The organism is Rhodococcus sp. 15-649-2-2 (genome assembly GCF_002258645.1).
GTDB lineage: Bacteria > Actinomycetota > Actinomycetes > Mycobacteriales > Mycobacteriaceae > Rhodococcoides.
In genome coordinates this window covers 1-23,400 of sequence record NZ_NPFM01000011.1, presented here as the reverse complement: position 1 = coordinate 23,400, position 23,400 = coordinate 1, and the positions used below count along the sequence as shown (strand labels likewise).

General features: G+C 63.9%; 29 protein-coding genes. 13 read left to right on the top strand and 16 right to left on the bottom strand.

What is annotated here, in order from left to right:
* Positions 1-88: 88 nt before the first annotated feature.
* The 6 genes from CH305_RS05235 to CH305_RS05210 are packed head-to-tail and all read right to left on the bottom strand — an operon-like array spanning position 89 to position 3,678.
* Positions 89-541, bottom strand: a complete 453-nt coding sequence (locus tag CH305_RS05235; RefSeq protein ID WP_094703018.1) for a hypothetical protein — start codon at positions 539-541, stop codon at positions 89-91.
* Positions 493-1,110, bottom strand: coding sequence for a hypothetical protein (locus CH305_RS05230; protein WP_143545248.1), 618 nt, complete (start codon positions 1,108-1,110; stop codon positions 493-495). The genes CH305_RS05235 and CH305_RS05230 overlap by 49 nt, the downstream gene beginning before the upstream one ends.
* A gap of 48 nt (positions 1,111-1,158) precedes the next feature.
* On the bottom strand, positions 1,159-1,599 hold the full coding sequence (locus CH305_RS05225) for a preprotein translocase (protein WP_094703016.1): 441 nt from the start codon (positions 1,597-1,599) through the stop codon (positions 1,159-1,161).
* Positions 1,587-2,420, bottom strand: coding sequence for a twin-arginine translocase subunit TatC (gene tatC, locus CH305_RS05220; RefSeq protein WP_256983551.1), 834 nt, complete (start codon positions 2,418-2,420; stop codon positions 1,587-1,589). The genes CH305_RS05225 and tatC overlap by 13 nt, the downstream gene beginning before the upstream one ends.
* Positions 2,417-2,632, bottom strand: coding sequence for a twin-arginine translocase TatA/TatE family subunit (locus tag CH305_RS05215; RefSeq protein WP_094703015.1), 216 nt, complete (start codon positions 2,630-2,632; stop codon positions 2,417-2,419). The genes tatC and CH305_RS05215 overlap by 4 nt, the downstream gene beginning before the upstream one ends.
* Before the next feature lie 32 nt (positions 2,633-2,664).
* Positions 2,665-3,678, bottom strand: coding sequence for a 3,4-dioxygenase subunit beta (locus CH305_RS05210; RefSeq protein WP_094703014.1), 1,014 nt, complete (start codon positions 3,676-3,678; stop codon positions 2,665-2,667).
* Positions 3,679-3,854: 176 nt separating this feature from the next.
* On the opposite strand from CH305_RS05210, the gene CH305_RS05205 reads away from it, so the two are divergent.
* The 4 genes from CH305_RS05205 (at position 3,855) to CH305_RS05190 (ending at position 6,937) form a co-directional block, all read left to right on the top strand.
* A complete protein-coding gene (locus tag CH305_RS05205) occupies positions 3,855-4,883 on the top strand; it encodes an ABC transporter substrate-binding protein (RefSeq protein ID WP_094703013.1) in 1,029 nt (342 codons plus the stop codon).
* A 133-nt stretch (positions 4,884-5,016) separates the two neighbouring features.
* Positions 5,017-6,039 (top strand): GAF domain-containing protein, encoded by a 1,023-nt coding sequence (locus CH305_RS05200; protein WP_143545247.1) that lies wholly within the window; start codon positions 5,017-5,019, stop codon positions 6,037-6,039.
* 191 nt (positions 6,040-6,230) lie between these two features.
* Positions 6,231-6,677 (top strand): hypothetical protein, encoded by a 447-nt coding sequence (locus tag CH305_RS05195; RefSeq protein ID WP_094703011.1) that lies wholly within the window; start codon positions 6,231-6,233, stop codon positions 6,675-6,677.
* Complete coding sequence (locus tag CH305_RS05190; RefSeq protein ID WP_094703010.1) at positions 6,677-6,937, top strand: hypothetical protein; 261 nt, start codon at positions 6,677-6,679, stop codon at positions 6,935-6,937. The genes CH305_RS05195 and CH305_RS05190 overlap by 1 nt, the downstream gene beginning before the upstream one ends.
* Positions 6,938-6,991: 54 nt before the next feature.
* On the opposite strand, the gene CH305_RS29410 is transcribed toward CH305_RS05190, so the two are convergent.
* Positions 6,992-7,126, bottom strand: coding sequence for a hypothetical protein (locus CH305_RS29410; protein ID WP_256983550.1), 135 nt, complete (start codon positions 7,124-7,126; stop codon positions 6,992-6,994).
* A 22-nt stretch (positions 7,127-7,148) separates the two neighbouring features.
* Between CH305_RS29410 and CH305_RS05185 the strand changes: the two genes are divergently transcribed.
* The gene (locus CH305_RS05185; protein ID WP_179278192.1) at positions 7,149-7,814 is read left to right on the top strand and encodes a serine protease; all 666 of its coding nucleotides are present in this window, start codon (positions 7,149-7,151) and stop codon (positions 7,812-7,814) included.
* A 138-nt stretch (positions 7,815-7,952) separates the two neighbouring features.
* Here the strand turns inward: CH305_RS05185 and CH305_RS05180 are convergent, their stop codons facing one another.
* Positions 7,953-8,834, bottom strand: a complete 882-nt coding sequence (locus CH305_RS05180; protein ID WP_256983549.1) for a GGDEF domain-containing protein — start codon at positions 8,832-8,834, stop codon at positions 7,953-7,955.
* Between the two features lie 115 nt (positions 8,835-8,949).
* Here CH305_RS05180 and CH305_RS05175 point away from each other — a divergent pair, with 115 nt between their 5' ends.
* From CH305_RS05175 to CH305_RS05165, 3 genes are all read left to right on the top strand, one after another.
* Positions 8,950-9,768 (top strand): phosphatase PAP2 family protein, encoded by an 819-nt coding sequence (locus tag CH305_RS05175; protein WP_143545245.1) that lies wholly within the window; start codon positions 8,950-8,952, stop codon positions 9,766-9,768.
* 34 nt (positions 9,769-9,802) lie between these two features.
* Entirely contained in the window at positions 9,803-10,993 is a 1,191-nt protein-coding gene (locus tag CH305_RS05170; protein WP_256983548.1) for an MFS transporter, read from the top strand.
* Positions 10,994-11,095: 102 nt separating this feature from the next.
* Complete coding sequence (locus CH305_RS05165; RefSeq protein ID WP_143545244.1) at positions 11,096-11,527, top strand: hypothetical protein; 432 nt, start codon at positions 11,096-11,098, stop codon at positions 11,525-11,527.
* A 137-nt stretch (positions 11,528-11,664) separates the two neighbouring features.
* Here CH305_RS05165 and CH305_RS05160 read toward each other — a convergent pair whose 3' ends face one another.
* Positions 11,665-12,528 (bottom strand): LysR family transcriptional regulator, encoded by an 864-nt coding sequence (locus tag CH305_RS05160; RefSeq protein WP_094703005.1) that lies wholly within the window; start codon positions 12,526-12,528, stop codon positions 11,665-11,667.
* A 5-nt stretch (positions 12,529-12,533) separates the two neighbouring features.
* Between CH305_RS05160 and CH305_RS05155 the strand changes: the two genes are divergently transcribed.
* Positions 12,534-13,199, top strand: coding sequence for a hypothetical protein (locus CH305_RS05155; RefSeq protein ID WP_094703004.1), 666 nt, complete (start codon positions 12,534-12,536; stop codon positions 13,197-13,199).
* Positions 13,200-13,326: 127 nt separating this feature from the next.
* The gene (locus CH305_RS05150; RefSeq protein ID WP_143545243.1) at positions 13,327-13,644 is read left to right on the top strand and encodes a hypothetical protein; all 318 of its coding nucleotides are present in this window, start codon (positions 13,327-13,329) and stop codon (positions 13,642-13,644) included.
* Between the two features lie 76 nt (positions 13,645-13,720).
* Here the strand turns inward: CH305_RS05150 and CH305_RS05145 are convergent, their stop codons facing one another.
* Together CH305_RS05145 and CH305_RS05140 are read right to left on the bottom strand one after the other, a co-directional pair.
* Entirely contained in the window at positions 13,721-14,971 is a 1,251-nt protein-coding gene (locus tag CH305_RS05145; protein WP_256983546.1) for a hypothetical protein, read from the bottom strand.
* 81 nt (positions 14,972-15,052) lie between these two features.
* Positions 15,053-15,799 (bottom strand): ABC transporter permease, encoded by a 747-nt coding sequence (locus CH305_RS05140; protein WP_094703001.1) that lies wholly within the window; start codon positions 15,797-15,799, stop codon positions 15,053-15,055.
* A gap of 227 nt (positions 15,800-16,026) precedes the next feature.
* Between CH305_RS05140 and CH305_RS05135 the strand changes: the two genes are divergently transcribed.
* Positions 16,027-16,995, top strand: a complete 969-nt coding sequence (locus tag CH305_RS05135; protein WP_094703000.1) for a diiron oxygenase — start codon at positions 16,027-16,029, stop codon at positions 16,993-16,995.
* A 12-nt stretch (positions 16,996-17,007) separates the two neighbouring features.
* On the opposite strand, the gene CH305_RS05130 is transcribed toward CH305_RS05135, so the two are convergent.
* Both CH305_RS05130 and CH305_RS05125 read right to left on the bottom strand, forming a co-directional pair.
* Entirely contained in the window at positions 17,008-18,195 is a 1,188-nt protein-coding gene (locus CH305_RS05130) for a Fic family protein (RefSeq protein ID WP_094702999.1), read from the bottom strand.
* Between the two features lie 106 nt (positions 18,196-18,301).
* Positions 18,302-19,033 (bottom strand): TetR/AcrR family transcriptional regulator, encoded by a 732-nt coding sequence (locus tag CH305_RS05125; protein WP_094702998.1) that lies wholly within the window; start codon positions 19,031-19,033, stop codon positions 18,302-18,304.
* A gap of 67 nt (positions 19,034-19,100) precedes the next feature.
* Between CH305_RS05125 and CH305_RS05120 the strand changes: the two genes are divergently transcribed.
* A complete protein-coding gene (locus CH305_RS05120) occupies positions 19,101-19,796 on the top strand; it encodes a DsbA family protein (protein ID WP_094703181.1) in 696 nt (231 codons plus the stop codon).
* A 22-nt stretch (positions 19,797-19,818) separates the two neighbouring features.
* On the opposite strand, the gene CH305_RS05115 is transcribed toward CH305_RS05120, so the two are convergent.
* Genes CH305_RS05115 through CH305_RS05105 form a run of 3 tightly spaced genes read right to left on the bottom strand, consistent with a single transcriptional unit; the run spans position 19,819 to position 21,955 of the window.
* Positions 19,819-20,364, bottom strand: a complete 546-nt coding sequence (locus CH305_RS05115) for a copper resistance CopC family protein (RefSeq protein ID WP_256983545.1) — start codon at positions 20,362-20,364, stop codon at positions 19,819-19,821.
* 14 nt (positions 20,365-20,378) lie between these two features.
* Positions 20,379-20,735: a metalloregulator ArsR/SmtB family transcription factor gene (locus CH305_RS05110; RefSeq protein WP_032376110.1), complete on the bottom strand. Its 357-nt coding sequence runs from the start codon at positions 20,733-20,735 to the stop codon at positions 20,379-20,381.
* A gap of 14 nt (positions 20,736-20,749) precedes the next feature.
* On the bottom strand, positions 20,750-21,955 hold the full coding sequence (locus tag CH305_RS05105; RefSeq protein ID WP_094702997.1) for an MFS transporter: 1,206 nt from the start codon (positions 21,953-21,955) through the stop codon (positions 20,750-20,752).
* 121 nt (positions 21,956-22,076) lie between these two features.
* Between CH305_RS05105 and CH305_RS05100 the strand changes: the two genes are divergently transcribed.
* Entirely contained in the window at positions 22,077-23,303 is a 1,227-nt protein-coding gene (locus tag CH305_RS05100; protein WP_179278189.1) for a GGDEF domain-containing protein, read from the top strand.
* Positions 23,304-23,400: the final 97 nt, after the last annotated feature.

Genomic DNA, 23,400 nt, shown 5'->3' with positions numbered 1-23,400 from the left:
GGGAACGGACTCTCGCCCTATCCGTCGCCTTGATCGTTGCGTCGAGTTGTTCCTACCCCGCGCGTCATCACTTACGCCCTGAGGCCGGCTACACCCGGTCCACGCCTGGCTTATGCGTCGGATCGATGAGGAACAGGCTACTGCCGTCCAATCCGTCTCTGCGGTGGATGTTTCCGCGCAGTCCGGCTTCGACCAGACGGACGGCGATGTCGTAGATCTCGTCGAGTCGCTCGTCGGTGAGGTCTGGTCGCACTGCAAGATCGATGTCGTCACCGATGTGCCGCATCACTGCCTGGAACGACGGGCTCACTGAGCTGTAGAGCTCCTCGCACTGGGCCACCAGGGCGTCGGACATCACGTAGTCGTCCGCCGCGCCCAGCAGTGGCGTCACACCGAAATCCTCGAGCAGGTTGATCAGCTGCACCCCACTGCGTCCGGCTGCCGTCGACCGATCCGACAGCACACCCGTTTCCACTTCCTTCGTGGTGAAGATCAGTGTGGCCTCGGCGCTGGGATCGAGTAGACCCAGATCGGCACGCATCGCCTTGAGCAACAACGAATGCATTCTGATGATGTACGCGTGCTCGCTCTGCAGGCGTTCGTAGGCGGGCCGGCAATTCCGGTCTCGGGTGCCAGCGGGGTCAACACTCGGCGATCGATGCCCGTCGACAACTCCAGCGCCAAGGGATGAACGCGCCGGCGAGCCACCACCAGTGCTGCGCTCAGTGCGAGGTTCAACTGGTCGTAGGCCTTGTTCAGCGCCCGAGTCGCAGCGGCGAGATCGCCTACCGGCGTCGAGATCACCGCTGCGGAAATCTCCTCGGCCACAACACGATCCACATTGGACAGGGCGAAGAGCAGCTCTTGATAGCGTGCGGTCACCTGATCGCGATTCCACGAGTCGTTGTCACTCGACTGGCGCACCTGACGATCGACAGCATTGTGCAAGGCCGCCACCTCGCGGGAGATGACGTCCTCGTTCGCGCCGACCCGACGCACGCTCAACGCAGCCCACGCGGCACCGACAGCGGCGATCACCACGACGATGAAGGTCCACAACGCAATTGCGGACACACCCGACTCCGAAGCAGCCAAGACGCTGGTAGTCATCGCTACATCATGCCGGACTGTGTTACTCAACGTCCTTCTTTCGCCGTTCTAACCTGCAGTGCGACATTCGCCGACGACCTGCGCCGCGATGCGACGTGGGTCGTTTTCGGGCAGGGAAGTGATGAGGATTCGGCGTGGATGCGATGCGGGCCCGGTGATCAGATATTTCTGACCGGGTCGCACTCGGCCGGCCTCTACGAGGACCTCGCCGGGCCACTCGGTATTCGGGTCGATGTCGGTCTCGCGTAGTGCGTCGGCGACGATGCGTCGCGGGTCGTACTGGCGCACGTCCATCGTCTCCCAATGGCTGCGGCGCAGCGGAACGCCCATCTCGTCCTCCGCTGCACTGCGAGTGGTGTCGACGAACTGTCGAACTGAGCGCACGGCCCGTCCGAGTTGTTGGGCGTAACCGGGGAGGCGTGAGGGGCCGAGAACGAACCCGGCGATGATCGCGACCAGGAACAGTTTTTCGAAGGTCAATCCGAACATGATGTGAGCTCCGGTTTCGAGGGTGTGAGGGCGCGCCTGGCAGCTCGCCTGTCGTGTACCTCGGTGATCACAATGGCCGCACCGAACAGGGTCGCCATCGGTAACGCGACCAGGAACATGGACAGGACGTCGGCAGCGGGAGTGACCAGCGCGCTGAACAACGCAATGGTGACGACACTGAGCCGCCAGCTGCTGCGCAGTCTGTGTGCGGAGAGGATGCCGAGGCAGTTGAGCATCACCAGCACTGCCGGAAGGACGAAGGCGATACCGGTCGCCAACACGATCTTCATGACGAAATCCACGTAGTACGAGGCGTTCAGGATGGTGCTGTCCTCGTCGGAGGAGAAGCCGGCAAGGACGCTGACCATGCGCGGGAAGATGGTGAATCCGAACATGCACCCGGCCACGAACAGTGGGGCCGCGGCGGCGGAGAAGCCGTACACGTACTTCTTCTCGCGACGCGTCAAACCGGGAGTGAGGTAGGCGAACAGCTCACGCAACCAGACCGGACTCGACACGATGACGCCTGCGAACAGCGCGATCCTCAGTTCGAGATCGAAAGCGCCGGTGACAGTTTCGAAGTTGAGACTGGCTTCGCGCGAGAGGGCGAGTTCCTCGACGGGTGCGCGAAGGATGTCGAGAATCTGGTCGGAGAGGGCGAATCCGATCGCTATGCCGACAAGCAGGGACACCGCCGCGCGGATCGCACGGCGACGTGCCTCGCGCATATGCCCTGCCAGGGGCATGGTGCCCCGCGGAGCGGTAGCCCGCGTGGCAGTGCCCCGTGCAGTAGTGCCCCGCGCGGCGGTGGCCGTGATCACGACGCGTGTCGGTACGGAACTGTGGCGGACGAAGCGTCGGCAACCGCGTCATCGCGGGGTGACGCGTTCTTGTCCTCGCGCACTTCGTCTTTGAGGATGCGCAGCGATTGGCCGACGCCCTTGGCGAGTGACGGGAGTTTGGTGGAGCCGAACACGAGCAGCAGGATGGCGAGAACGATGAGGGCGTGCCATCCGGTCAGGTTGTGCAACATGGTATTTCCTTCGGTGATGTGGGGAGAGGGGATCAGTTGGTGGGTGCGGTGCCGTCGGCCGGTGGGCCGCCTGCAGGGGGAGTGCCGCCGCCCATCGGAGGCTGACCGCCACCTCCGGCAGGTGCTCCGCCGCCGCCTGCGGCGGGTTCGGTGGTGGTGTCGATGGCCACGGCCAAGGATCCGACGTAGCCGGATGTGGGGTCGCCCGAGAACGTCCCCATCTCGAGGTCGTAGCCGTCGCCGAAAACGTTGTCGTTGTCGAGGCTGCCGAGCTGGGCCAGGTTGTTCGCGGAGCTCGGGTAGGTGTCGAGCTGGTAGATCGCGTCGAGCATGTCCTGAGGGAATGCGACCTGCGAGGTGGCAATAGCGTTGTCCGCGTTGGTTGCCGACGCCGCGTCGGGATAGACCTCGAAGTGCATGTGGGTCCATCGACCGGAATAGCAGCCGGGGACGATGGTCTCGAACGTCACCGTGCCGTCGGCACCGGCAGCTTGAATACCGCGCAGATACGTCTCGTCTTCGACGCCCTCGGAGTACATCGAATACAGGCCGGCGGCATCGCACTGCCACACGTACACGGCCGCACCCTCGAACGGCCGATTGTCGTTCGCCATATCGGTGAGTGTGAAGGTGAACGACATTGGCGTTCCCTCGACTGTGGTTCCGCCGTCGAGGCTGGAGGTGATGTCGTTGCGCACGATCCCTGATTCTTCGAGAACATTGACGCCGTTGGTGCCGTCGGCCGGGTAGGGGCCGTTGGTCTCCTGAGGGATTTCGCTCGTTGCGCTCGTTGCGCTCGCGGTGGCCGTAGTGGTGGAAGTGGTTGTGCTGGTTGCACTTGCGCCGTTCGACGTCGTCGAGCAGGCGGCCAGTGCAACCGCTCCGGCCCCCGCGCCGACGATGCTGAGCACGCGGCGGCGAGTGATCAGGGTGGTGATGTCGAACCCGGCACCCTGATCGACCACCTCTTCGGTGGGGCGATCGAGCAGCCGTCCCTGGTAGGTCGGTCCGGCAGAAGTGTTGGTGGGCTCTGGAATTGGGGTCATCGTCTGGTCTCCTGAGATGGCATCGGTTCTTTTCGGTAATGCCAATACTCTGGGATGTTCCGGTGAGAACCCTGGACTCTCACTGCGAGGTTCCTGTGAGCCCCGGGCGGTCGGTTTTACCAACGGGGATAGCTAAGGCTAACCTATAAGTCCGATCACCGACATACAGGACATTCATGACTCATCGCGCAACTACTCGATTCGCTGCCGTGCTCACCGCCGCGTTGGCCGGGTCCATCGCACTCGCGGGCTGCAGCTCTTCAGATACCGTCGAGACTCCTACCGCAGCGTCATCCACCGGCTCGTTCCCGCTGACGGTGCAACACATGTACGGCGAGACCACCCTCGACGCTGTGCCTCAACGGGTAGCGACCTGGGGCTTCGGCACAACGGACGCGGTACTCGCGCTCGGCGTCGTGCCGGTGGCCATGCCCGCGGCCGAATACGGCGGCGGCGACGATCTGATCTACCCGTGGATCTCCGACGCGATCGACGCGAGCGGCGGTCCGGCGCCGACTCTGCTCGACAACGTCACCAACGCCTTGACGGTCGAGAAGGTGCTCGCCGCCGATCCTGATGTGCTGCTGGCCCCGCACTCCGGCCTGACGCAAGCCGAATACGACGCAGTGACACACGCTGGAATCCCCGTCATCGCCCCGCCCGAAGAGCTGTGGTCGACGCCGTGGCGCGATGTCATCACTACCACCGGAGATGTTCTCGGCGTTCCGGATCGGGCCCGCGATCTGGTGTCCGATCTGGACCGGCAGGTGAGCGAGGCAGGTGCGCAGCATCCCGAATTCGACGGCCGATCGATCGCATACGTGTCCGAGGCTGCCGATGTGTACTACCTGCTGCTGCCGTCCGATCCTCGGGTGGAGCTGCTCGAGAATCTCGGCTTCGTCTCGCCTGCATCGGTGACCGACCTCGCGACCGACGACGCCACGTACTCGACCACCGTCTCGGCCGAGAACATCTCGAAAATCGACGCTGATGTGGTGTTCACTCAGGTCGACACACACGACGCCCTGCAGCAGTTCGTCGATTCGCCTGTGTCACGCCAGATTCCGGCTGTTGCCGCGGGTGCAGTCGCTGGATTCGTCGGCCAGGAAGCTGGAGCTGCAGTAGGCCCGACGGCACTGTCGATTCCGCATTTCCTCCCGACACTGGTCGACGGACTGGCCGCCGCGGTGAACACCCAGGGCTGAGTCCTGCCGAGGAGCGGGATAGTTCACGCAGACTTCTGCCGGCCTTACATACCGAGCGGTCTTCGGTGTGGTTTGCTGGGATGGAGGGCGGTAGTAGGTGCTGGGCTCGAATTTCTATGAGGAGGCGGATCGAATGTCTGCGCCGCAGTGGTTGCTCGTGGAAGTGCTCGACGATGGCCATCCGTTCGTCGTTGCGGTTGGGGAAACCCCCAGGAAGCGTGTAGCTTTGGGTTCTTTTATTCGGTCCGACGATCGATCGTCTGCGCTCTCCGCGGTACGCGAGGTACGCGCGACGAACCGCGCGGTGACGTCGTCGTCGCGAGGTAGATCGGTGGTGGCGGAGCCGATCGCGGATGACGTGTCCGGTCTTGTGCACGGGGTGTGGTTGCGGGTCGGCTACGGTTCGCCCGATACTTCGCGTAGGCCATCCGCCTGGGCTTTCACGTGGGATCTGGCTACGGGTAGGGGTCGGCGCAGCGCGATCGCCAGCGAAGACCAATCGTGGTCGTCGCTGGGTGTGCAGCAGACCTATTCGTTCGCCGAGGGTTTGGACAAGCTCGACCTCGGGTCGGACACGGTCGGCGTTCTGGCCGACGTGGTTGCCGGTGTTCCGGGGCGGGTTCTGCAGGTTCGAGGTGTGGAGCGGCGTCCGGACGGCGATGATCGTGCGTTGCAGATCGTCGCCCGTTTCGGACGACCTGGCGGTAGTGGCGCACCTTGTCGCGGAATTGTTCGAGGTGTTTCAGTCGATTTGGGTTCTGCGACCGATGTTTCGGAAAGCTCCTCGACCGGTGCGAGTGTTGCGGAGGCCGTGGCGAGGTCGCTGCGCCGACCTGGTGAGTATCGAGCGGTGCTCGATCCCGAAACCATGGTGTTGTTGCACTGGGATGGCGATGCGCCGGAACTTGTTCAGTGGCAGCGGACCGGTCTCGACGCGGATGGGGCATTCGTTCATCCAGACGATGTCGAGGTGGTTCGTTCTGCTGCACGCGCTGTGGACGAGGGGCCACGCGATGAAGTTTCGTCGGTGCGTCTTCGCGCCCGGGACGGACTGTACAAGGAGGTGCCGGCGACTGTTCACAACGTGAGTCTGGCCGACGCCGTCGACGCGATTCTGTTGGTCTTCCACGATCGGGTCGCAGAGCAAGCGCGCTGACGGTGGCGTGCGGTGCCCCAGCCGTTGCGGCCTCCGGTGAGTTTTGTTAGCTTTTACTCACGCTTTAAGCGTCTGAGGTTCGACCTTGTCGGTGTCGGGTGGACCTCCACGTCACTCCCTCGGTGTGCACTCCACTGTCGAGGGGGGCGTCGATTCTTGTTGCATCCATCCATGTACAGAATGGAAGATACGTGAAGATTCAGACCCGACTGGCATCTGCCGCGATCATCGGCACCGTCGCACTTTCAGCTGCCACTGCGGCGGCAGGAACAGCTGTCGCGCAACCGATTACGCAGGCTCCGATAGTCGCTCCACAATCGCCGACCGACACGATCGACCCAGCGGCGCTACCACCGGAACTGCAGGCACAGATTGCCCGTGAAATCGACAATCTCAATACGTCGACGGCACCCGAGGGGTCCGAGGAATGGGGATTCTTGGCCGTAGCAGCTGCGCGTGCGATCGTCGCGGGCGCACGGACTGCCGGTCCCGCGGTCTACAACGCGCTCGCATCCGCTGTCCGCAGTGGGTACAGCTCATTCAACGGTTGGTGCGTCCGGAATCCTTTCCTGTGCGCAATTCCTGGAGGGCTCGGCACAGCGGCCCTGTACGACGCACTCAAGGGCATCATCAACTGATGACCGACTCACCAGCTCCCGAACTCGGTGTGACTCGGACGTTCGCCGGCGGCATCGTCGCCGCCGGAATAGTGGCGGTGACGCAGCTTTTCGTCGGCCACGAAACCTCGCTGTACACGATCATTTTCGGCCTGCTGGCGATCGTGTTCGGCTTTCTGGCCTACTGGGCCTGGGCGAAGGACAGCACCACCTTCTTCGGCATCGTGTGGGGGTTGTTCACTATCGGTACTGCAGTTGTGTTCGTGGCCGGTGTTCTGTAGCCGAGTTGCCGTCGCGGCTACATTTCTTGCCGCGACGGCACTGAGCTCGGTGTATCAACCCGCCTCGGCTGCACCGGTACCGGAGATGTCGATCTGGAATGCCGATGCAACGATTCCCGACTCGTGGTCTTCCTCTACTGCCCGAGGTGACAGTTTCGTCGGTACGCATCCATCGGTGTCGACACGCACGATAATCGGCACCGATGATCGCGTGCGTACGCCCAGTCCGTCGTCTTTCCCCTCCAGGACAACGGCATTCGTGGTGGCAACGGACGCTGCGGGACAACAGCGGTCGTGTACCGGTTTCCTTTACGGCCCGCGCTCTCTCGCTACGTCGGCACACTGCCTACTCAGTGAGTCGGGGTGGAACAGCGACTTCGAGATCTTTCCTGCCGTGGACGGCGGTGCCTCGCCGTTCGGTCGGTGCGGCTGGGTGAAAGCCAGCGTGCATCCGCAGTTCTCGGCGGACAGGTCGACCCGCTTCGATCTCGGTGCCCTGCAGCTCGATTGCTCTGTCGGTGACCCCATCGGCTGGCTGAGGCCAGGGTCGTCCTTGGATCCTCTGCCCGTTGGCGAGGGTCTTGCATCGACCGGTTACCCGCTCGACAAGTTCCCTTCCTTCATGTGGACGGCTCGCGGATCGGTGACGTCGGTGTCAGAAGATACCGTCGCTTACGACCTGGACACAGCGGAAGGGCAGAGTGGTTCACCTGTGGTCGCCAACTCCGACCCGACAACAGCGATCGCAGTACACAGCAGCGGATTTGCAGCATTCAACGCTGGCACGTCCTTGGTCCCCGCGCAGTCGGAAAGGCTCCTACGCTGGTCTGAAACCCTCCCCGCTGCCGAGGCCGTCACTCCGTTCGGGTCCAGCTGAATCCGGTCTTGGCACACCAGTACCGACAACGGTCCTGGAGCGCTCGGACGCCGTGTCGATGCGCCATGAGGCGTCGAACAGAGCGGAGATGTCGGCACCGGTGACCTGCCAAAAGTTTCACGAAGTACTCGCACCGTCTCAGCGAGGTGCGTCGGTGACCATTCGATTGCGGCCGGCGCGCTTCGCCTGAAACATCAGTGCGTCGGCTCTGTCGAGTGTGTTGCGAAGACCTTCGTTCGGTCGCTGGAGTGTGTATCCGGCGGAGAACGTCACACCCGACGGCGTGGTGGCGGCTGCAAGAGCCTCGAGTGATCGAAGAGCGCCCCGACGATCGCAGTTGCGCAGAGTGATCACGAATTCCTCTCCGCCCCAACGTGCTACGAGTCCATCGACGCCGATGCACTCACGGGCCGCCGACGCGAAGTCGCGGAGCAACGCGTCGCCGGCTGCGTGGCCGAAGTTGTCGTTGAACTGTTTGAAATGGTCCAGATCGAGAACCGCGACGACGGTATCGACCGAATCGCCGTCGACTACGGACACCGCGTAGTCCGACCAACCGCGACGATTGAGTGCCCCGGTCAGTTGGTCTGTTCGGGACGCACGCAGGATGCCGTCCTCGACTTCCTTTCGTTCGGTGATATCGAGAGCGGCAGCGAGCGTCCACTCGGCATCGAACGGGCCGGTGAAAGGAACCAGAGTCAGAAGAACCCAGCGGGTCTCGTCGTTCGGTCGAACGAACCTCACCTCGAGCTTCACGGATTTGTCCGCGGCCGACCCGGCGGCCATCAGATCCTCGACGCTGCCGTGGAGCGCGAAGTCATCCGGGTGAGTGTGCACCGTCGCGGATCGACCCAACAGTTCCGAGGAGGACAAGCCGACGAGTTCGCAGTAGGCGGCATTGACGTCGACGAACAATCCATCGGCGTCGGAGAGAGCCTGCGCCACGGGGCTGGAGGCGAACATGCGCCGGTACCAGTGATCCTCCACGACGCAACGACCTGCTTTCTCCCCTTCCTGCATCGGGAGTCTAGTCGAGGTCGGGTCGGGCCCAGCGGGACTTGCGTCCCGGAACCGTGCGGGCATCGGAGGTTCGCTCTCAGCGGTTCTTCAGGATCACCCCAGCACACTGATTCGCGTGCTCCTCACCTCATCGATGTCTGCCGTACACGCAACGGCCACCGAAGTGTTCACCGAAGCGGCCACCACCGACGTCGAGGTGGTGGGACTGGCGATTGCTGTCGCTCTCGTCGCTGTCGGTTCGGTCCTCCGCATGCGTAGCGACAAAGTCGGCGCGACGATCTTCAGCGCACTCGGCTACGCCTTCGCAGTGATGGTTCTTGCCGTCGCAGTGCACACCGACGGTTGGCTGACCGGTGCCGACGCGCCTGTCACCGCATGGTTCGTCGATCACCGATCGCCCCTGTTCGACGACCTCGCCGTCGCCGTCACGACGGCAGGCGGCCCCGCCGAGACTGCCGCGTTGGGTCTCGTCGTCGCGGTGATCCTGGTGTGGAGAACGAAACGATACGGCCCGGCACTGGTGATGCTGCTGACCGTGGCCTCGGCGTCGATGATGTGCACTGCACTCAAATCGATCGTCGGACGCGAGCGGCCCCCGCAGTCGATTCAGTTGATGCTCGAAACCGATTTCTCCTTCCCGTCGGGGCACGTCACCGGGACCGCTGCCCTGTCGCTGATGCTCGCCCTCATTGCCGGAATGCGGCGGTCGACGGCGGTGCGAACGCTGTTCCTCGGTATTGCTGTCGCGCTCACCGTTGCCGTTGCGTGCACGCGCATGTATCTCGGTGTCCACTGGCTCACCGATGTCTGCGCCGGCGCTCTCCTCGCGGCGGGTGCAGCCACCGTCGGCGGCTACGTACTTCATCGTCTCGACTCCGGCGGCGTCGCAGAGTCGACGCCACCTCGACTGCTGATGAACAGGATCTCGCTATGACGTCGGCACTGACCGCCGCGGCCGACAGTAGATCGTGACGGCCGCGGCAAACGACCTCACAGCCTCCCCTCGCCGGCGCATACTGCCGCTGTATGCGGCGGGCTTCGTCACAGCGTTCGGCGCGCACGGTATCGCGGCGAACTTGGGTGCGCAGACCGGGGACCTTCGAAGTTCACTGCTCTATCTGGGACTGCTGCTGGCCCTCTACGACGGAGCCGAGGTAGTTCTCAAACCCGTCTTCGGTTCGCTCGCGGACAGAATCGGTGCTCGTCCGGTGCTGATCGGCGGTCTGGTGGCGTTCGCTGCCGCGTCGGCTGTGTTCGTGGTGGTGGACGACCCGGGTTGGTTGTGGACGGCCCGACTCGGGCAGGGGGCGGGAGCATCGGCGTTCTCACCTGCTGCCAGCGCGCTGGTCTCCAGAATGTCACCGAAAGCCAAGCAGGGTAGAGCATTCGGTAGCTACGGATTCTTCAAGAGCATCGGATACACCCTCGGCCCGTTGCTCGGTGGCGTCATCGTGTGGGTAGGTGGGCTGTCGTTGTTGTTTGCGGTGATGGCGGCCCTCGCTGTGGTGGTCGCGGTGTGGGCGGCATGCGTCGTGCCGTCGGTGCCCCCGCTTCCACGCACCCGCCAGACCCTCGTGGATCTGGCTCGGCGATTGTCGGAAGGGGTGTTCCTACGGCCGACAATCGCGCTCGCTGCCGCGACTGCCGCCCTGTCGGTGGGGGTGGGGTTCCTGCCCGTGTCCGGGGCCGCCGCCGGGCTCGGGCCGGTGACCACGGGAGCCGCGGTGTCGGTTCTCGCGGGGTGCGCCGCGCTTGTCCAACCGTGGGCGGGACGGGCGATGGACGCCGGTCGGCTACCGCCCCGTGTCGGTATCGGCGTGGGGTTGCTGATCACGGCAGCCGGGCTGGGGTGCGCGATGATTCCGGGACTACCCGGTGTTGTGCTCGCTGCCGTGGGAATCGGAATCGGCACAGGGTTGATCACTCCACTGGCCTTCGCCACGCTTGCCGCGTCCACGCCCGAGGAACGCATCGGGCAGACGATGGGTGCCGCCGAACTCGGACGCGAGCTGGGCGATGCGGGCGGACCCCTGCTGGTCGCCTCGGCGGGCGCGGCCCTGACCCTGACCGCCGGATATGCGTTCCTGGCCGTGTTGATTGCTATCGCGCCCATCGCCGTAGGCCGGGGCGACCGGACCTCCCCGAAGCATCGACGTTGAGTGCCGCTCGAACAAAGTGGCACGAATGTACGACTTTTGGGAACCGTTTGCCGTCGAGCGCCGTCGAAGTAGTGGGGTAGCCGGCGGACGATGGGGTTTTCGATGATGACGAAGTGGCGAGAAGTGACGAGCGCCGAGTGCCAAGAAGATTTCGACGATCTACTCGACGTGTGTGTCGAGATCGCCGCCGAACGAATCAGCGAGAGGTGGGGACTAGAACCGGTGGCCGTCGTCAATCACATCTCGCTCGGTCAACGGGTTATTCCTTCGGAGGGGCAGGCGGATGCGTCGTCGACCATGCCGGTTCATCAGCAACTCCTCGGTCGGCTACGGGCGAAGTCCGACGATCTTCGCTCGTACGCCATCGTGTCCGACGCGACCGTCGAGGGAGCGTCGGACACTCATCTCGAGGTTCTGCTCGAGCACCGCGAGTACGCGATACGCATTCTCGTTCCCTACCTCATGCCGGATGCGAAGACATTCGATCTCGGTCCGATGAAAGCGGCTGTGGGGCAGCGTCTTCTGTGGGGATGACTACGACGGTGGCGATGGTGGAGCCCAGTAGGTGCCCCCGTCAGGGCGCCGAGTACCGAGGTCGCTCCGGGGGTAGGTGTTGCAGCCGCTGTGTGCTGAGTCGTGTACCAGATGGTCGTTACCACATATCGATGTGGCTATATCCCGGGTAGCCATCCGCTGGCTACAGCGGCGCGTTGCACGATCTCGGCGTAGCCGGTTCCTTGCATGGCGGTGAGGCCGAGCCTCTCCTCCAGCGCGGGCCCGTCGGAGATCGATTTCCACTGCAGGATGGGATCCGGTTCGATCGCCGATCGTGGCCGCAACGACACCAGATCGGGGTTGGTCTGCAGGAGATGCTGGAACAAGATGTGGCGGCTGGTGTCGGCGACCACGAGGTCGGGTGCCCAACCGGCCGCATGCAGGGCGGTGAGGAGTGAGCTTGCGTAGAGCGGGGCCTTCGCGGTGTCGAACCACAGAAGTCGTTGAGTGACGAGCTGCGACCAGGTGACGGTGGGGCCGGCGGCGAACGGGTGGTGTTTGCCCACCACGACGCCGAGCTCCTCGCGCCACACCTGCGCGGCGACCAGCCGGTCGTTGTCGAGCGGCAACCGCGCGAGCCCGAAGCTGAGCTCTCCGTGCTCGAGCAGCGTGGCCTGTCGCGTCGAGCCGGCCGAGCGCAGTTCGATGCTGGCCGAGGTTCCCATTGCATCCCGTGCCTGCCGCTCGAGCGCTCGTTCCACCAACTCGATGACGTGCGACGGAACGCCCGAACACACCCCGATCGACCAGTTGTGTTCTGCTCGCACAGCATTGGCAACTGCCGCTCTGAACTGGGTGGGAATGGTCTCCACGCCGTCGAGGAAGATTCTGCCGGCAGGCGTCAGGGTCATCCCGCCGGCCGAGCGGGCGAACAATTCGACGCCGACGCGCGCTTCGAGCTTGCGCAGCTGATTGCTCAGACTCGGCTGGGCGATACGCAGTTCCTTGGCTGCCGCAGACACGCTGCCCTCACGGACCACGGTGAGTGGGGATCGCGATCTGGGTTCCGGAGACGGTGGCGAATCGCCAGTCGTTGCGCAGCAGCCTGATCAGAATCCAGCGACTGAGCCTGCCCGCGGGTATCCGCCGTGAGTTCGCGATCGGGGGACTCAGCGTGACCGCGGCGTGGTCGGTCGGTGGCCTGTATCTCGCGCTCGGCGGCACCATCGCGAAGGAACTTCTGCACGTCAACAATCATCTGGTGGCCGGTCTGGTGATCCTGGCCGTTCAGGGCGTCGGCGGGGTCAGCCAACTGATCTGGAATCTCACCAGGCCCGCGGCCACCATTCGCTCGTCGGCACTGGTTGGATCTGCTGCGCTGATCGTGGGCCTCGTCCTTGCCTCGATCGGACTTGCCACGTCCACCTCGGTGACCTTCTTCGCCGGAGCCATCGCCACCGGTGTCGGCTTCGGCCTCGCCTTCATGGCAGGAACGCGCCGGGTGACCCAAGCGGCACCCGATGCCCAGCGCGGCGAGGTGTTGGCCGCGTATTTCGTGATCGCGTACATCGCGATCTCCGTGCCCGCCATCATCGCGGGGTTGGTGTCGACACACCTCGGCATCACCGAGACCTTCTACTGGTTCGCCGGCATCACCTCGCTGATCGCGGCGGTGGTCTTCGTGTCCAGTGCCCGCGAGCACAATCCCTGATTCAAAAGTGGATGCATCGGCGCATCGCGACCAGGGGATTGGCACTCTCGGTTGCCGAGTGCCAAAATAGTGGAGCGTATTTCGCGCACCGAACCCCAGCTCAGCCTGCCTGAGGAAGGAGAGAACCGTGACTGTCACCTCCCCGAATTTCGATGCCCACGATATGGACGACGACATGTCGCCGAAGTGGTGGAACCGACGCATCCGTACCCGCGCTCAGGTGACCGAGATCGCCGTGATGTTCGGCGCGCTGTCGATCGTCTCGTTCTGGGCCGCCGGGCTCGGCATCGCCGCCGGGATCATCGCCGTCGCCGCCGCGCTGTGGGCCGACCGCACCCCCGACCTCACCGGGGAGCGCGCCGAACGTACCGACACGGCGTTGGCCATCGGCACCGGATTTCTCGGCATCATCGTCGGCGTGGGCTTCCTTGCGATGGTGTTGTAGAGCGACTTCGTCGCATGCGAACGGAACCTCGTAGCCCACTACGAGGTTTCATTCACGACCAGAGCACGTGGTCGTGTCACTGCAAGGCGGCTGCGAGATCCGTGAGCGCAGCAGTCTCCGCGGCGGGGTCGGGGTTGCTCGAGCGGACTGCGGTGAGCACGATGTCGATGCGCGTGTCGAGTGCCGTCCACCCCGCGGCGTCGAGCGACTGCAACACGGGTTGATCGTCGTCCCAGGTGGTTTCGAGGTCCTTTGCAGCGGTTTTGGCCTCGTCCTGCTGACCGGACCGTACGGAAGCGGCCGTGTCGTCGACGATCGAGCGGAGCTCGGTGACGCGCTGAGGCGGGAACTTCGCGATCGCCTCTCCAGGTGCCAGATCTGTCAGGTCACCACCGGAACCCTCCGCCTCGCTCGTCGGAGTGGTGTGTGGCTGCGCGGACGCCCACGACAGGAGCCCCGCGGTGGCTACCGCGACTGCCGCGAAGTAGACCAGCATCGTGCGCTCGCGGCGTGTGTCGGTGGCAACCGGTTCGGGCTCGACGCGATGGTTCCCGATCACGTCTCGTTTCGTTCTCGTCAGGTACAGCACCGTAGCCAGGATCGCGATCAGGAACACGACGCTGGTGAAGAACGTGCCGAGACCGAGACCGTGTTCGGTTCTCGATTGCGCGAACCAGTCGCCGAGATTCGCGCCCAGCGGACGGGTGAGGATGTAGGCCAACCAGAACGCCAACACCGCGTTCGCGCCGAACCGCCATCCGACGACGACCGCCACGATCAGGCCGGTGGGCAGAAGTACCGACGTGCCCGGGCCCCATCCGGTGATGCTCAGCGTCCAGTCTCCTGCCGCGGTACCGAGCGCGAAGGTCACCAGAATCGCCAGCCAGTAGAACAGCTCTCGGGGCACCGTCACGATGCTGTGGATCGACAGAGTCCGCTCCCGCACGAACCACACCCCGAACACCACCGCCAACAACGCGGCGAACACCGACATGCTCACCGCCAACGGAACACCGCGACTGTCGGTGAGGATGTCGGTGTACAGCGTTCCCGTGACGCTGAGCACCACCACCGTGAGCCAGTACACGGCCGGTACGTACTTCGTCAGCCGAATCTGAACAGCAAGCACTGCAACGAGAATCACGGTGAACAGCGCCGCCGTCGCGGTCAGTCCGACACCGAGCGTCATGTTCACCCAGTCCGCGACACTCTCCCCGACCGTCGTGCAGAGGATCTTCACGACCCAGAACCAGACCGTGATTTCGGGGACCTTGCTCAGCGCCCGGCGGTGGACCGTCAGGTGCTCGGAATCGGTGAGATCACTCATGAGCCGGGACCGTACCCGGGTGTTGCTGAAGGTCCCCTGAGGATCACGCTCCATGCATGCCGGCTCCGCCGAACAACCCGTTCACGGGCTCCGGTGAACGGATCCGCGCGCGACGAGTTCTACGGTCAGCGCGACGGCCACGGTCTGTGCAAGCAGCAGTCCGGTGAGCACCAGGATTTGTACGGCCCCTGCCTGCAGGGCCGAACCACTGGCCAGCAGGACGCCCACGAACGCGCCCGGCAGAGTCACCAGCCCCACTGTTCGCGTTTGGTCCAGGCCTGGCAGCAATGCGTCGTTCGCGGTGGGACGTACCACCTCCACGCGTGCGTCACGTTCGGTCATCCCCAGGCTGAGTGCTGCCTCCACTTCGCCGTGCCGGTCGGTCAACGCGGCCAGTGCGCGTCGTGCGGACAGCGATGTTGCGGTCATCGTCCCGCCCAGGATGATTCCGCCGACCGGCACGATCGAAATTCCCTGCGCTGGAACGACACCGGTGATCAGGCACAAGGGGACAACGATACCGATCCCCACTGCCAGGGGAACCACGAGCCAGATACCCGACCTACCGGACTCCGAACGCCGGATCGACGTGAAGGCCGCAGCCCCGAACATCACCAGCAGCACCAGTAACGACGACCATAGATGCTCGAGCGCCGCGGCAAGAACAAGCGAGATCGCCGTCAATTGAACGAACCCGCGCAGAGCAGCAGCGGGAGCGGTGATCATTCGCCCGATCGAGGAGACCCGATAGACGATCGCAGCGAGCGCCACCATCACGAGGCAGAGAAACACGAGTGGCAGACCAGGCTCGGCCAGAGATGAATTCACTGTCCAAGTATGTGGCTTGACCCTGCGCACGGAGATGAGCCGACAGCGAGAAGAACTGCTGCAATCGCCGGTCCTACAGCCTCTACGTCAGCAGTCGCCGATTCGGTGAACTGTTCGTTCTCCGGACAATTCCTCAAGTACCTGCGACGGTCCGTTGCACTAACCGGGTTTATGTGTGACGCTGTGTTGCGTACACATTCTGTTCGGACGCAGGCGGAAGGACCACCATGACTGCAGTCGACGACTCACGAACGCACTACCGAGACACCTTGCATGCGCTGTCGACGGCATCGGTGCATCAGCACTTCGACGCCTTCCTCGACATTCCGTGGGACGAGCCCGAATACGCGATCGTTCCCAACGATCCGCGCTGGGTGCTGCCCGACGCGGACCCGCTCGGTCACACCGACTGGTACAAGTCACTTCCCCTGGACCGGCAGATCCACATCGGCATGTATCGCCAGGCCAGCATGGTCAAGGTGGGATTGCAGTTCGAGCAGATCCTCATCAGCGGCCTCATGCACTACGCCCTGACGTTGCCCAACGACTCACCCGAATTTCGGTACTCGACGCACGAGGCCACCGAAGAGTGCCACCACACCCAGATGTTCCAGGAACTGGTGAACCGCATCGGCATCGACGTGCCGGGCGGGCCCGCGTGGTTCCGCAAGATCGTGCCGGTGCTCGCACTGTTCGCCAGCCGATTGGCGCCGTTCGGATTCTTCGTCGGCGTCCTCGCGGGAGAAGAGCCGATCGACCACATGCAGAAGGGCGTTCTGCGTGCCGGGAGCGTCGGACACCCACTGGTCCAGCGCGTGATGCAGATTCACATCGCCGAGGAAGCCCGCCACATCGGCTTCGCGCATCAGTTCCTGCAGTACAAGGCTCCCCGCCTCGGCCCATTCGAGAAGGCATCGATCTCGATCCTGACGCCGGTCATCATGCGACTGCTGTGCGACGTCATCATGAAACCGAGCAAGCAGATGCGACGCGACCTCGACATCCCCGACGAGGTAGTGGACGCCGTGTGGTGGAACAGTGACTCATCACGAAAGATATTGCGCGACACCTTCGGTGACGTACGCATGCTTGCCGGCGAACTGGGACTGATGAACCGAGTCTCGAAGCGAGTGTGGCGGGCTCTCGGTATCGACGGACGGCCGTCGCGCTACCGCAGTGAGCCGTCGTTCGGCTGAGTTGCCGAGACTCTACTCGGGGATCGAGCGTTTTCCGATGGTGATGCTGAGCGCATCGAGCTCGGCCAATACTGCGGTGGCAGCCCATATCTGGTTGCGCTTGCCTGCTGTCAGTACCTCGAGTACACCGGCCTCGGTCAGCCGAGCGAGAGCGCGATAGGTGCTCGCATCGGTGGTGCGGGTGATCCGGCTGGCTGTGTCCGCGTTCAATATCGGGGAACCGAGCAAGGCGTCGATGATCTGTGCGTCCGCAGAATTGGCACGGGGACGGGCGATCGCGCGCCAATGTTCGGGAAGTTCTGCCAAGGCATGGGCGGATTCCTCTGCAGCGCGGCTGGACACGGTTGCCGCGTGCGCGACGTACTCCACGAATCCATCTGCATCACCGGCGCGGTAGTCGGTCAGTCTGTCGAAATAGCGCCCTGTGTCCGCGAGCATCACCGACGCCACAGGGACGGTCACCCGTGTGGTCAACCCGCGCCGACGCAGGATTGCGCTGATCAGAGCGCGGCCGATGCGGCCATTGCCATCGGTGAACGGGTGGATGGACTCGAACTGGGCGTGTGCGATCGCAGCCTGAGCGAGTATGGGCAGATCCGTTCGATTGGCAAAGGCGAGCAGATCCGTCATCGATTCGTGGACGAGCTCTGGCGGCGGTGGCACGTACAGTGCGTCGATCGGGGTGTAATCACTGCCCCCGATCCAGTTCTGGACGTCGCGAACGATTCCCGAGTCGCGTGCGGTGTAGAAATCCGGTGCCATCAACAGCTTGTGGGCGGTCATCAGGTCGTCACCGGTGATCGGACCTTCACTGGCGGCGTCGACCATGGCCGCCAAGGCATGCACCGCGGCGAGCTGAGATTGCGCCTCGGCGTTGGATTTACCTCCGGCGAATGCCTTGCCGAACGCTCGCCAGCCGGCGTCGATGTGCTCGATCTTCGACGACGCCACCGACTCGCTCCGGAGAAGAAAGTCGGACAAGGGTGCCAGGTGCTCGCCGAAACCCGCCTCCAGACGTGCGACAGCAATGACCGCTTCTTCGTGAGCCCGAGCAACCGAGCCGGACAGATCGCAGTGCGCTTCGCAGATCATGGGTGGGATGGACACGTCGATGTGGTCCAGCATGCGATCGGCGCGCGAACCGTGACGTCGACTCGGCTGCCAGTTTCGCGATTCGACGCGATGTGGAGACCAGAGCACTGCACCCCCGATCGTCAGAAAACGCGACTAGTCCGGCCTCAAATATACTTTGATACTTCGAAAGTAGTCTATGTGCCCAATGGTCGCGTGTTCCCACTCGTTCGGGCTACCGCAGTGAGGCGTCGTTCGGCTGGGTGTCTTCGACGACGCTTTCGAGAGGGACCTGGGGAATGGCGATACCGCGGGAGGCTCCGAGTCCCTTGACCTGGAGCCAGATGGTGTCGGCCAGGAACGTGGCGAAATGGTCCAGGCCGGTGCGTGATTCGGTTTGCCCGCTCCAACTGCGCACCGCGCCCATGCAGCCGGAGACCAGTCCGGCCACCCACGGCCGTACCAGCGACCAGTCCTCGGGCGAGAGATCCGCGTGCACGATCGCGAGGAACGCGGCAACGCTCACTTCCAGCTGCTCGGCCAACATCGCGTTGGTTTCTTCGAGGGGAGTGGGCGATTCGGCACTGACATCCTGTTCGACGAAACGCGTCCACGCGGGGTGTTCGGCAACCCATCGCACGTAGGTGTTCACCACGCGATGCACCACATCGCGTGGGGTGCCGGTCAACTCGAACGAGGTGACCAGCGCGGCCGTCAACTGGTCGCAGATGGCCCGCTGAATGGCGGTGTCCAGGTCGGTGCGATCTCGAAAATGACGGTACAGCCCGGTGCGATGGACCCCGGCTTCCGCGGAAATCTGAGCGGTGGTGAGCCGTTCACCGGGTGCGATATCGCGGGCCAGCACCGTCATGGCGGCCGCGATGATGTGGCGTCGACGATCGGTGTTGTGCTGTTCCCAACGCCGCTTGCGGCCGTCGGACTTGGGGCGTGACCCACCGTCGCTCATGCTGCATGTTCTCACGTCCGCACTGGCCGGGAGTGCAATGCCTCGGCACCGCTCCTACGCTGGCACCATGACCGACCACGCACAGAACCCGCCCCACGCGCACGAGACGACACCCGCTCCGAAGCTGACCTACGTGTTCGATGCGTACTGCGGTTGGTGCTACGGCTTCGAGGCTGCATTCGGCGACTTCGCGCGATCGCGTGCAGACTCCGCGGCGATCGAGGTGATCTCCGGTGGACTGTTCGTCGGTAATCGTGTCGGGCCTATCGGCGCGTTCACGGGACTTCACGCCGCCAACGAACGAATCACCGCATTGACGGGCGCACAGTTCGGCCCGGCCTTCCGCGACCTCGTCGACGACGGAGAATTCGTCCTGGATTCGACCGACGCCGCGCGTGGATTCGCGGCTGTGCGCGCCCAGGCACCGCATCGCAGTGTCGAGATCGCCGAGGCGCTCCAGAGCGCCTTCTATCTCGAGGGCGCGAGCCTGTCCGATGCCCGAACGTATCGCGCCGTGGCGGACCGGGTGGGTCTCGACGGCGGGCGAGCAGAAGCGGAAGCCTTCACCGATGCGTCGTCGGCAGCAGCCGAAGCGGACTTCGCGCGAGCGAGCAACTGGGGAGTGCGCGGCTTTCCGACCGTCGTGCTCGAAGTCCCCGGACGCGCACCGGTTGCCATCGGAAGCGCCACGAGCACAGCGGACGAATTGCGCGCCGAGCTCGACGGCTATCTCGGTGCTTCCAGCCAGTTGAATCGACCCTGACACCAGAGGGTTTCGCGGATCGTCACGGGGTGCGCTTGCGCAGCGCGAACAGCACACCCGCTGCGCCGACCACGGCCACTACCGCGCCGATCGTCCAGAGCGGGAAGCCGTTGTCTTCGACCACCTCGGTGTCCTGAGGTGCGGCCTGCGCGGCCTCGTTGGTGAAGTCCAGGTCCGTGGCCGGCGGTGTTGCCGCCGCCGGGGAAGCCTGGGTGAGCTGGAACGGGACACTGCCGGTGATCGGATGCCCGTCGCCCGAGACCACCCGATAGCCGATGGTGTACTCGCCTGCCGCGCCGAGGCCGTCGAGATCGACCGTCACCGTGCTGCCGTCGACAGCGGGATCCGATGCTGCCCAATCGATCCCGTCGGGCGCGATGACGGTGACGGTGGCGAAGTTCGACTGCACCGCTTGATTGAACGTCAAGGTCACCTCGTCCGGCGCGGCGTCGAGCGCAGCGTTCTCGGCAGGATTGCTCGACTGGAGAGCTGCGTGCGCGGACGCGGGACCGATCGACAGTGCCGTCGCGGCGAGAACAGTGGCTGCAATGACGGCCAGGCGTTTCATCGAGTGCTTCCTTGCTATTCGTGTGGAGGTTCGCCGGTTACCTTGTGGTCGGCGAAATTGAGGCCCTCCCGCACGAGACGGGCGAGGTGGCCGTCTGCCAACCGGTAGATGACGTTGCGGCCCTCGCGTCGGGTCTCGACGAGTCCGGTGAATCGGAGTTTGGCCAGATGCTGGCTGACGGCGGTACGCGAGGTTCCGGTGGCTGTGGTGAGTGCGCTGACGTCCGCGGGGCCGCGGTCGAGCAGCCACAGGATGTGGAGTCGGGTGGGATCGGACAGCATCCGAAAGGTGTCGCTCGCAGTAGCCAGGCGGGCGGAGTCGGGTTGAACGGCATGGTCGAGACTGATGCGCGGTTCCTTCTTCGGTGGCATCGAACGTCTTCTCCCTAAGCGGAGACGACGACCGGATCACGGGAGCGACTCCACAGGCGTGCTGCGGACAGTCCCGCAAGTGTAGCCAAGCCGGTGAGCACCGCCGCTGCGGTGAACTGTCCGAATTGCGCCCCCACCCATCCCGCGACCGGATACGTGATCAGAAACGCCGCATGAGACAGCGAGAACTGCGCGGTGAAGATCGACGTTCGAGTTCTCTCGTCGGATTCACGACGCAGAATTCTCGCCGACGGCGTGTTGATCATCGAGGTTCCGATGCCCAGTATCGACCACGTCGTAGCGAGAGCAATCCAGGCCGTCGGTCCTCCGCTCAGGGTCGAGACTGCCGTTGCTGCGGCGGTTCCCGCGACGGCTACTGCGGCACCGGTGAGCATGAGGCGGTGATCGTCGATGGATCTGAGGACTCGCGGAATGCACAGTGCGGCGACCATCGAGCCGGCACCGTAGAAACCGAGCGCGATGGCCAGTGAGCTGCTACCACCTCCGAACAGATCGCGAACGTAGACCACGGAGTTGACGGTCACCAGTGCCGTCGCTGCGGCAACGACCGTGTTCAATGCCATCAAGCCCTGCAGTTCATGGCTTTTCGCGAACGTCGTGATGCCGTCGGTCGGCCTGTTGCGCTTGGCCGCAACGTGTTTCGGTAGACGAGTCCCGATCACCATCACCGCGGAGACGACGAAGCCCAGTGCCGTCCCGGCGAACAGGGCGTGAAAGCTGATCACCGTCAACAGTGCCGCCGCGATCATTGGGCTCACCAGGGATTCGAGGTCGTAGGCGAGCCGGGACAGCGTCAGTGCGCGGGTGTACTGCACAGTGTCGGGAACAACCGATGGGATGACGGCCTGGAAGGTGGGCGTGAAGGTCGCCGACGCCGCCTGCAGAACGAAGATCAGGACGTAGATCTGCCACACCTGATCGATGAAGGGTAATGCCACCGCTGTGAGTGCCCGCACGGCATCCGCGGTGACGAGTACGAGCTTGCGGGGGAGTGTGTTCGTCAGAGACGAAACAATGGGTGCGACGAAGACATACGCGATCATCTTGATCGCCAGCGCGGTGCCGAGGACCGCTCCGGCGGAGCTGCCGGCGATGTCGTAGGCGAGTAGGCCCAGGGCCACCGTCAGCAGTCCGGTGCCGATCAACGCGACGACCTGCGCCGTGAAGAGACGTCGGAATGTGAGGTTGGCGAGAAGCATGGGTTCAACCTACACATATGTGCGCACTTGCGCACTCATGGGCCTGTTGGGTGCTTCTTGCACGCCAAGTGCGAATACTTTCGGTACCGTTGCGAGGTCGGCGTCGTAAATGGGGTGGTTCATGACCGTCACGCGTAATTCATCGAACGAGGTGATGCGCCGCGCCGTCGATCAGTTGCCGTCGATGATCGGCTATTGGGACTCCGATCTCCGCAACGTCTTTGCCAACAAGGTGTACGCGGACTACTTCGGCATCGAGCCGTCGGTTCTGGTCGGTAAGCACATCAGCGAACTGCTCGGCGAGACGCTGTATCAACTGAACTTGCCGTACATCACCGCCGTGCTCGGGGGTGAACAGCAGCAGTTCGATCGGACGCTCATCGACGTCAACGGTGCTGTGCGCGTTACCCAGGCCACCTATGTCCCCGACATAGTCGACGGCACCGTCGTCGGATTCACCGCGTTGGTCGTCGACGTCAGTGCCCGCGCCGAGATCGAACGGGAGCGCGATCGCGCGATACGACTGTTTCGAATCACGATGGAGAACGCTCCGATCGGCAAAGCTGTGATGACCCGCGACGGACGATGGCTCCAGGTGAACAAAGCTCTGTGCGAACTACTCGGCTACACCGCAGAAGAACTGCAGCACAAAACTTTTCGTGACATCACCCATCCCGACGACATTCCCCTCGCCGACGAACATCTGAAGGGATTGGCCGACGGGACTCTGACGAACGTGGCGTCGGAGAAGCGATACATCCGCAAGGACGGTGCCACCATCTGGGTGCAGCGCAACGCGACCGTGGTGCGCGACGACGAATCCGGCGACGTGATCATCGCGCAGATCCAGGACATCACCGCACGCAAGGCCGCCGAAGCGCGACTCGAACGACAGGCGTTGATCGACGACCTCACCTCGCTGGGAAATCGTCGACGACTGATGACCGAGCTGAACAGTCTCAGAGACATGTCCAGCGATCGGCCGGTCGGGATGCTCTTCGTGGACGTCGACGCGTTCAAATCCATCAACGATAAATTCGGGCACGCAGTGGGCGATCGCGTGCTCGCCGCTATCGGACGTCGCATCCTCGACAACGTGCGTGCGGACGATGTGGCCTGCCGCATCGGTGGAGACGAATTCGTCGCCCTGCTGCACACGGCCCGATCGGCCGAAGGAGTCGAACGCCTCGCAGACCGAGTCCGCGGCCTCCTCGCCGGTCCCTACGACATCGACGGCACCGACATCCCGGTTTCGGTGAGTGTCGGATGGAGTTGGGAACCGACCACCGACCCGGACCAACTGCTGCGAATCGCAGACGAACGAATGTACTTGTCCAAGCGCGCCTGAGATCCGGATCAATGTGGGTGCCAGTCGGTCAGGGCGGTGCAACAGAGTCGCATTCATCCGCCGGCGGGGTGCGGGTGCGGCGGGGTGCGGGGTGGGG

Coding starts and splice junctions, on each gene's coding strand:
- CH305_RS05235 (WP_094703018.1), bottom strand. CDS start 541: ATGCGTGCCGATCTGGGTCTACTCGATCCCAGCGCCGAGGCCACACTG.
- CH305_RS05230 (WP_143545248.1), bottom strand. CDS start 1,110: ATGACTACCAGCGTCTTGGCTGCTTCGGAGTCGGGTGTGTCCGCAATT.
- CH305_RS05225 (WP_094703016.1), bottom strand. CDS start 1,599: ATGTTCGGATTGACCTTCGAAAAACTGTTCCTGGTCGCGATCATCGCC.
- CH305_RS05215 (WP_094703015.1), bottom strand. CDS start 2,632: ATGTTGCACAACCTGACCGGATGGCACGCCCTCATCGTTCTCGCCATC.
- CH305_RS05210 (WP_094703014.1), bottom strand. CDS start 3,678: ATGACCCCAATTCCAGAGCCCACCAACACTTCTGCCGGACCGACCTAC.
- CH305_RS05205 (WP_094703013.1), top strand. CDS start 3,855: ATGACTCATCGCGCAACTACTCGATTCGCTGCCGTGCTCACCGCCGCG.
- CH305_RS05200 (WP_143545247.1), top strand. CDS start 5,017: ATGTCTGCGCCGCAGTGGTTGCTCGTGGAAGTGCTCGACGATGGCCAT.
- CH305_RS05190 (WP_094703010.1), top strand. CDS start 6,677: ATGACCGACTCACCAGCTCCCGAACTCGGTGTGACTCGGACGTTCGCC.
- CH305_RS05180 (WP_256983549.1), bottom strand. CDS start 8,834: ATGCAGGAAGGGGAGAAAGCAGGTCGTTGCGTCGTGGAGGATCACTGG.
- CH305_RS05165 (WP_143545244.1), top strand. CDS start 11,096: ATGATGACGAAGTGGCGAGAAGTGACGAGCGCCGAGTGCCAAGAAGAT.
- CH305_RS05145 (WP_256983546.1), bottom strand. CDS start 14,971: ATGAGTGATCTCACCGATTCCGAGCACCTGACGGTCCACCGCCGGGCG.
- CH305_RS05135 (WP_094703000.1), top strand. CDS start 16,027: ATGACTGCAGTCGACGACTCACGAACGCACTACCGAGACACCTTGCAT.
- CH305_RS05125 (WP_094702998.1), bottom strand. CDS start 19,033: ATGAGCGACGGTGGGTCACGCCCCAAGTCCGACGGCCGCAAGCGGCGT.
- CH305_RS05120 (WP_094703181.1), top strand. CDS start 19,101: ATGACCGACCACGCACAGAACCCGCCCCACGCGCACGAGACGACACCC.
- CH305_RS05115 (WP_256983545.1), bottom strand. CDS start 20,364: ATGAAACGCCTGGCCGTCATTGCAGCCACTGTTCTCGCCGCGACGGCA.
- CH305_RS05110 (WP_032376110.1), bottom strand. CDS start 20,735: ATGCCACCGAAGAAGGAACCGCGCATCAGTCTCGACCATGCCGTTCAA.
- CH305_RS05105 (WP_094702997.1), bottom strand. CDS start 21,955: ATGCTTCTCGCCAACCTCACATTCCGACGTCTCTTCACGGCGCAGGTC.
- CH305_RS05100 (WP_179278189.1), top strand. CDS start 22,077: ATGACCGTCACGCGTAATTCATCGAACGAGGTGATGCGCCGCGCCGTC.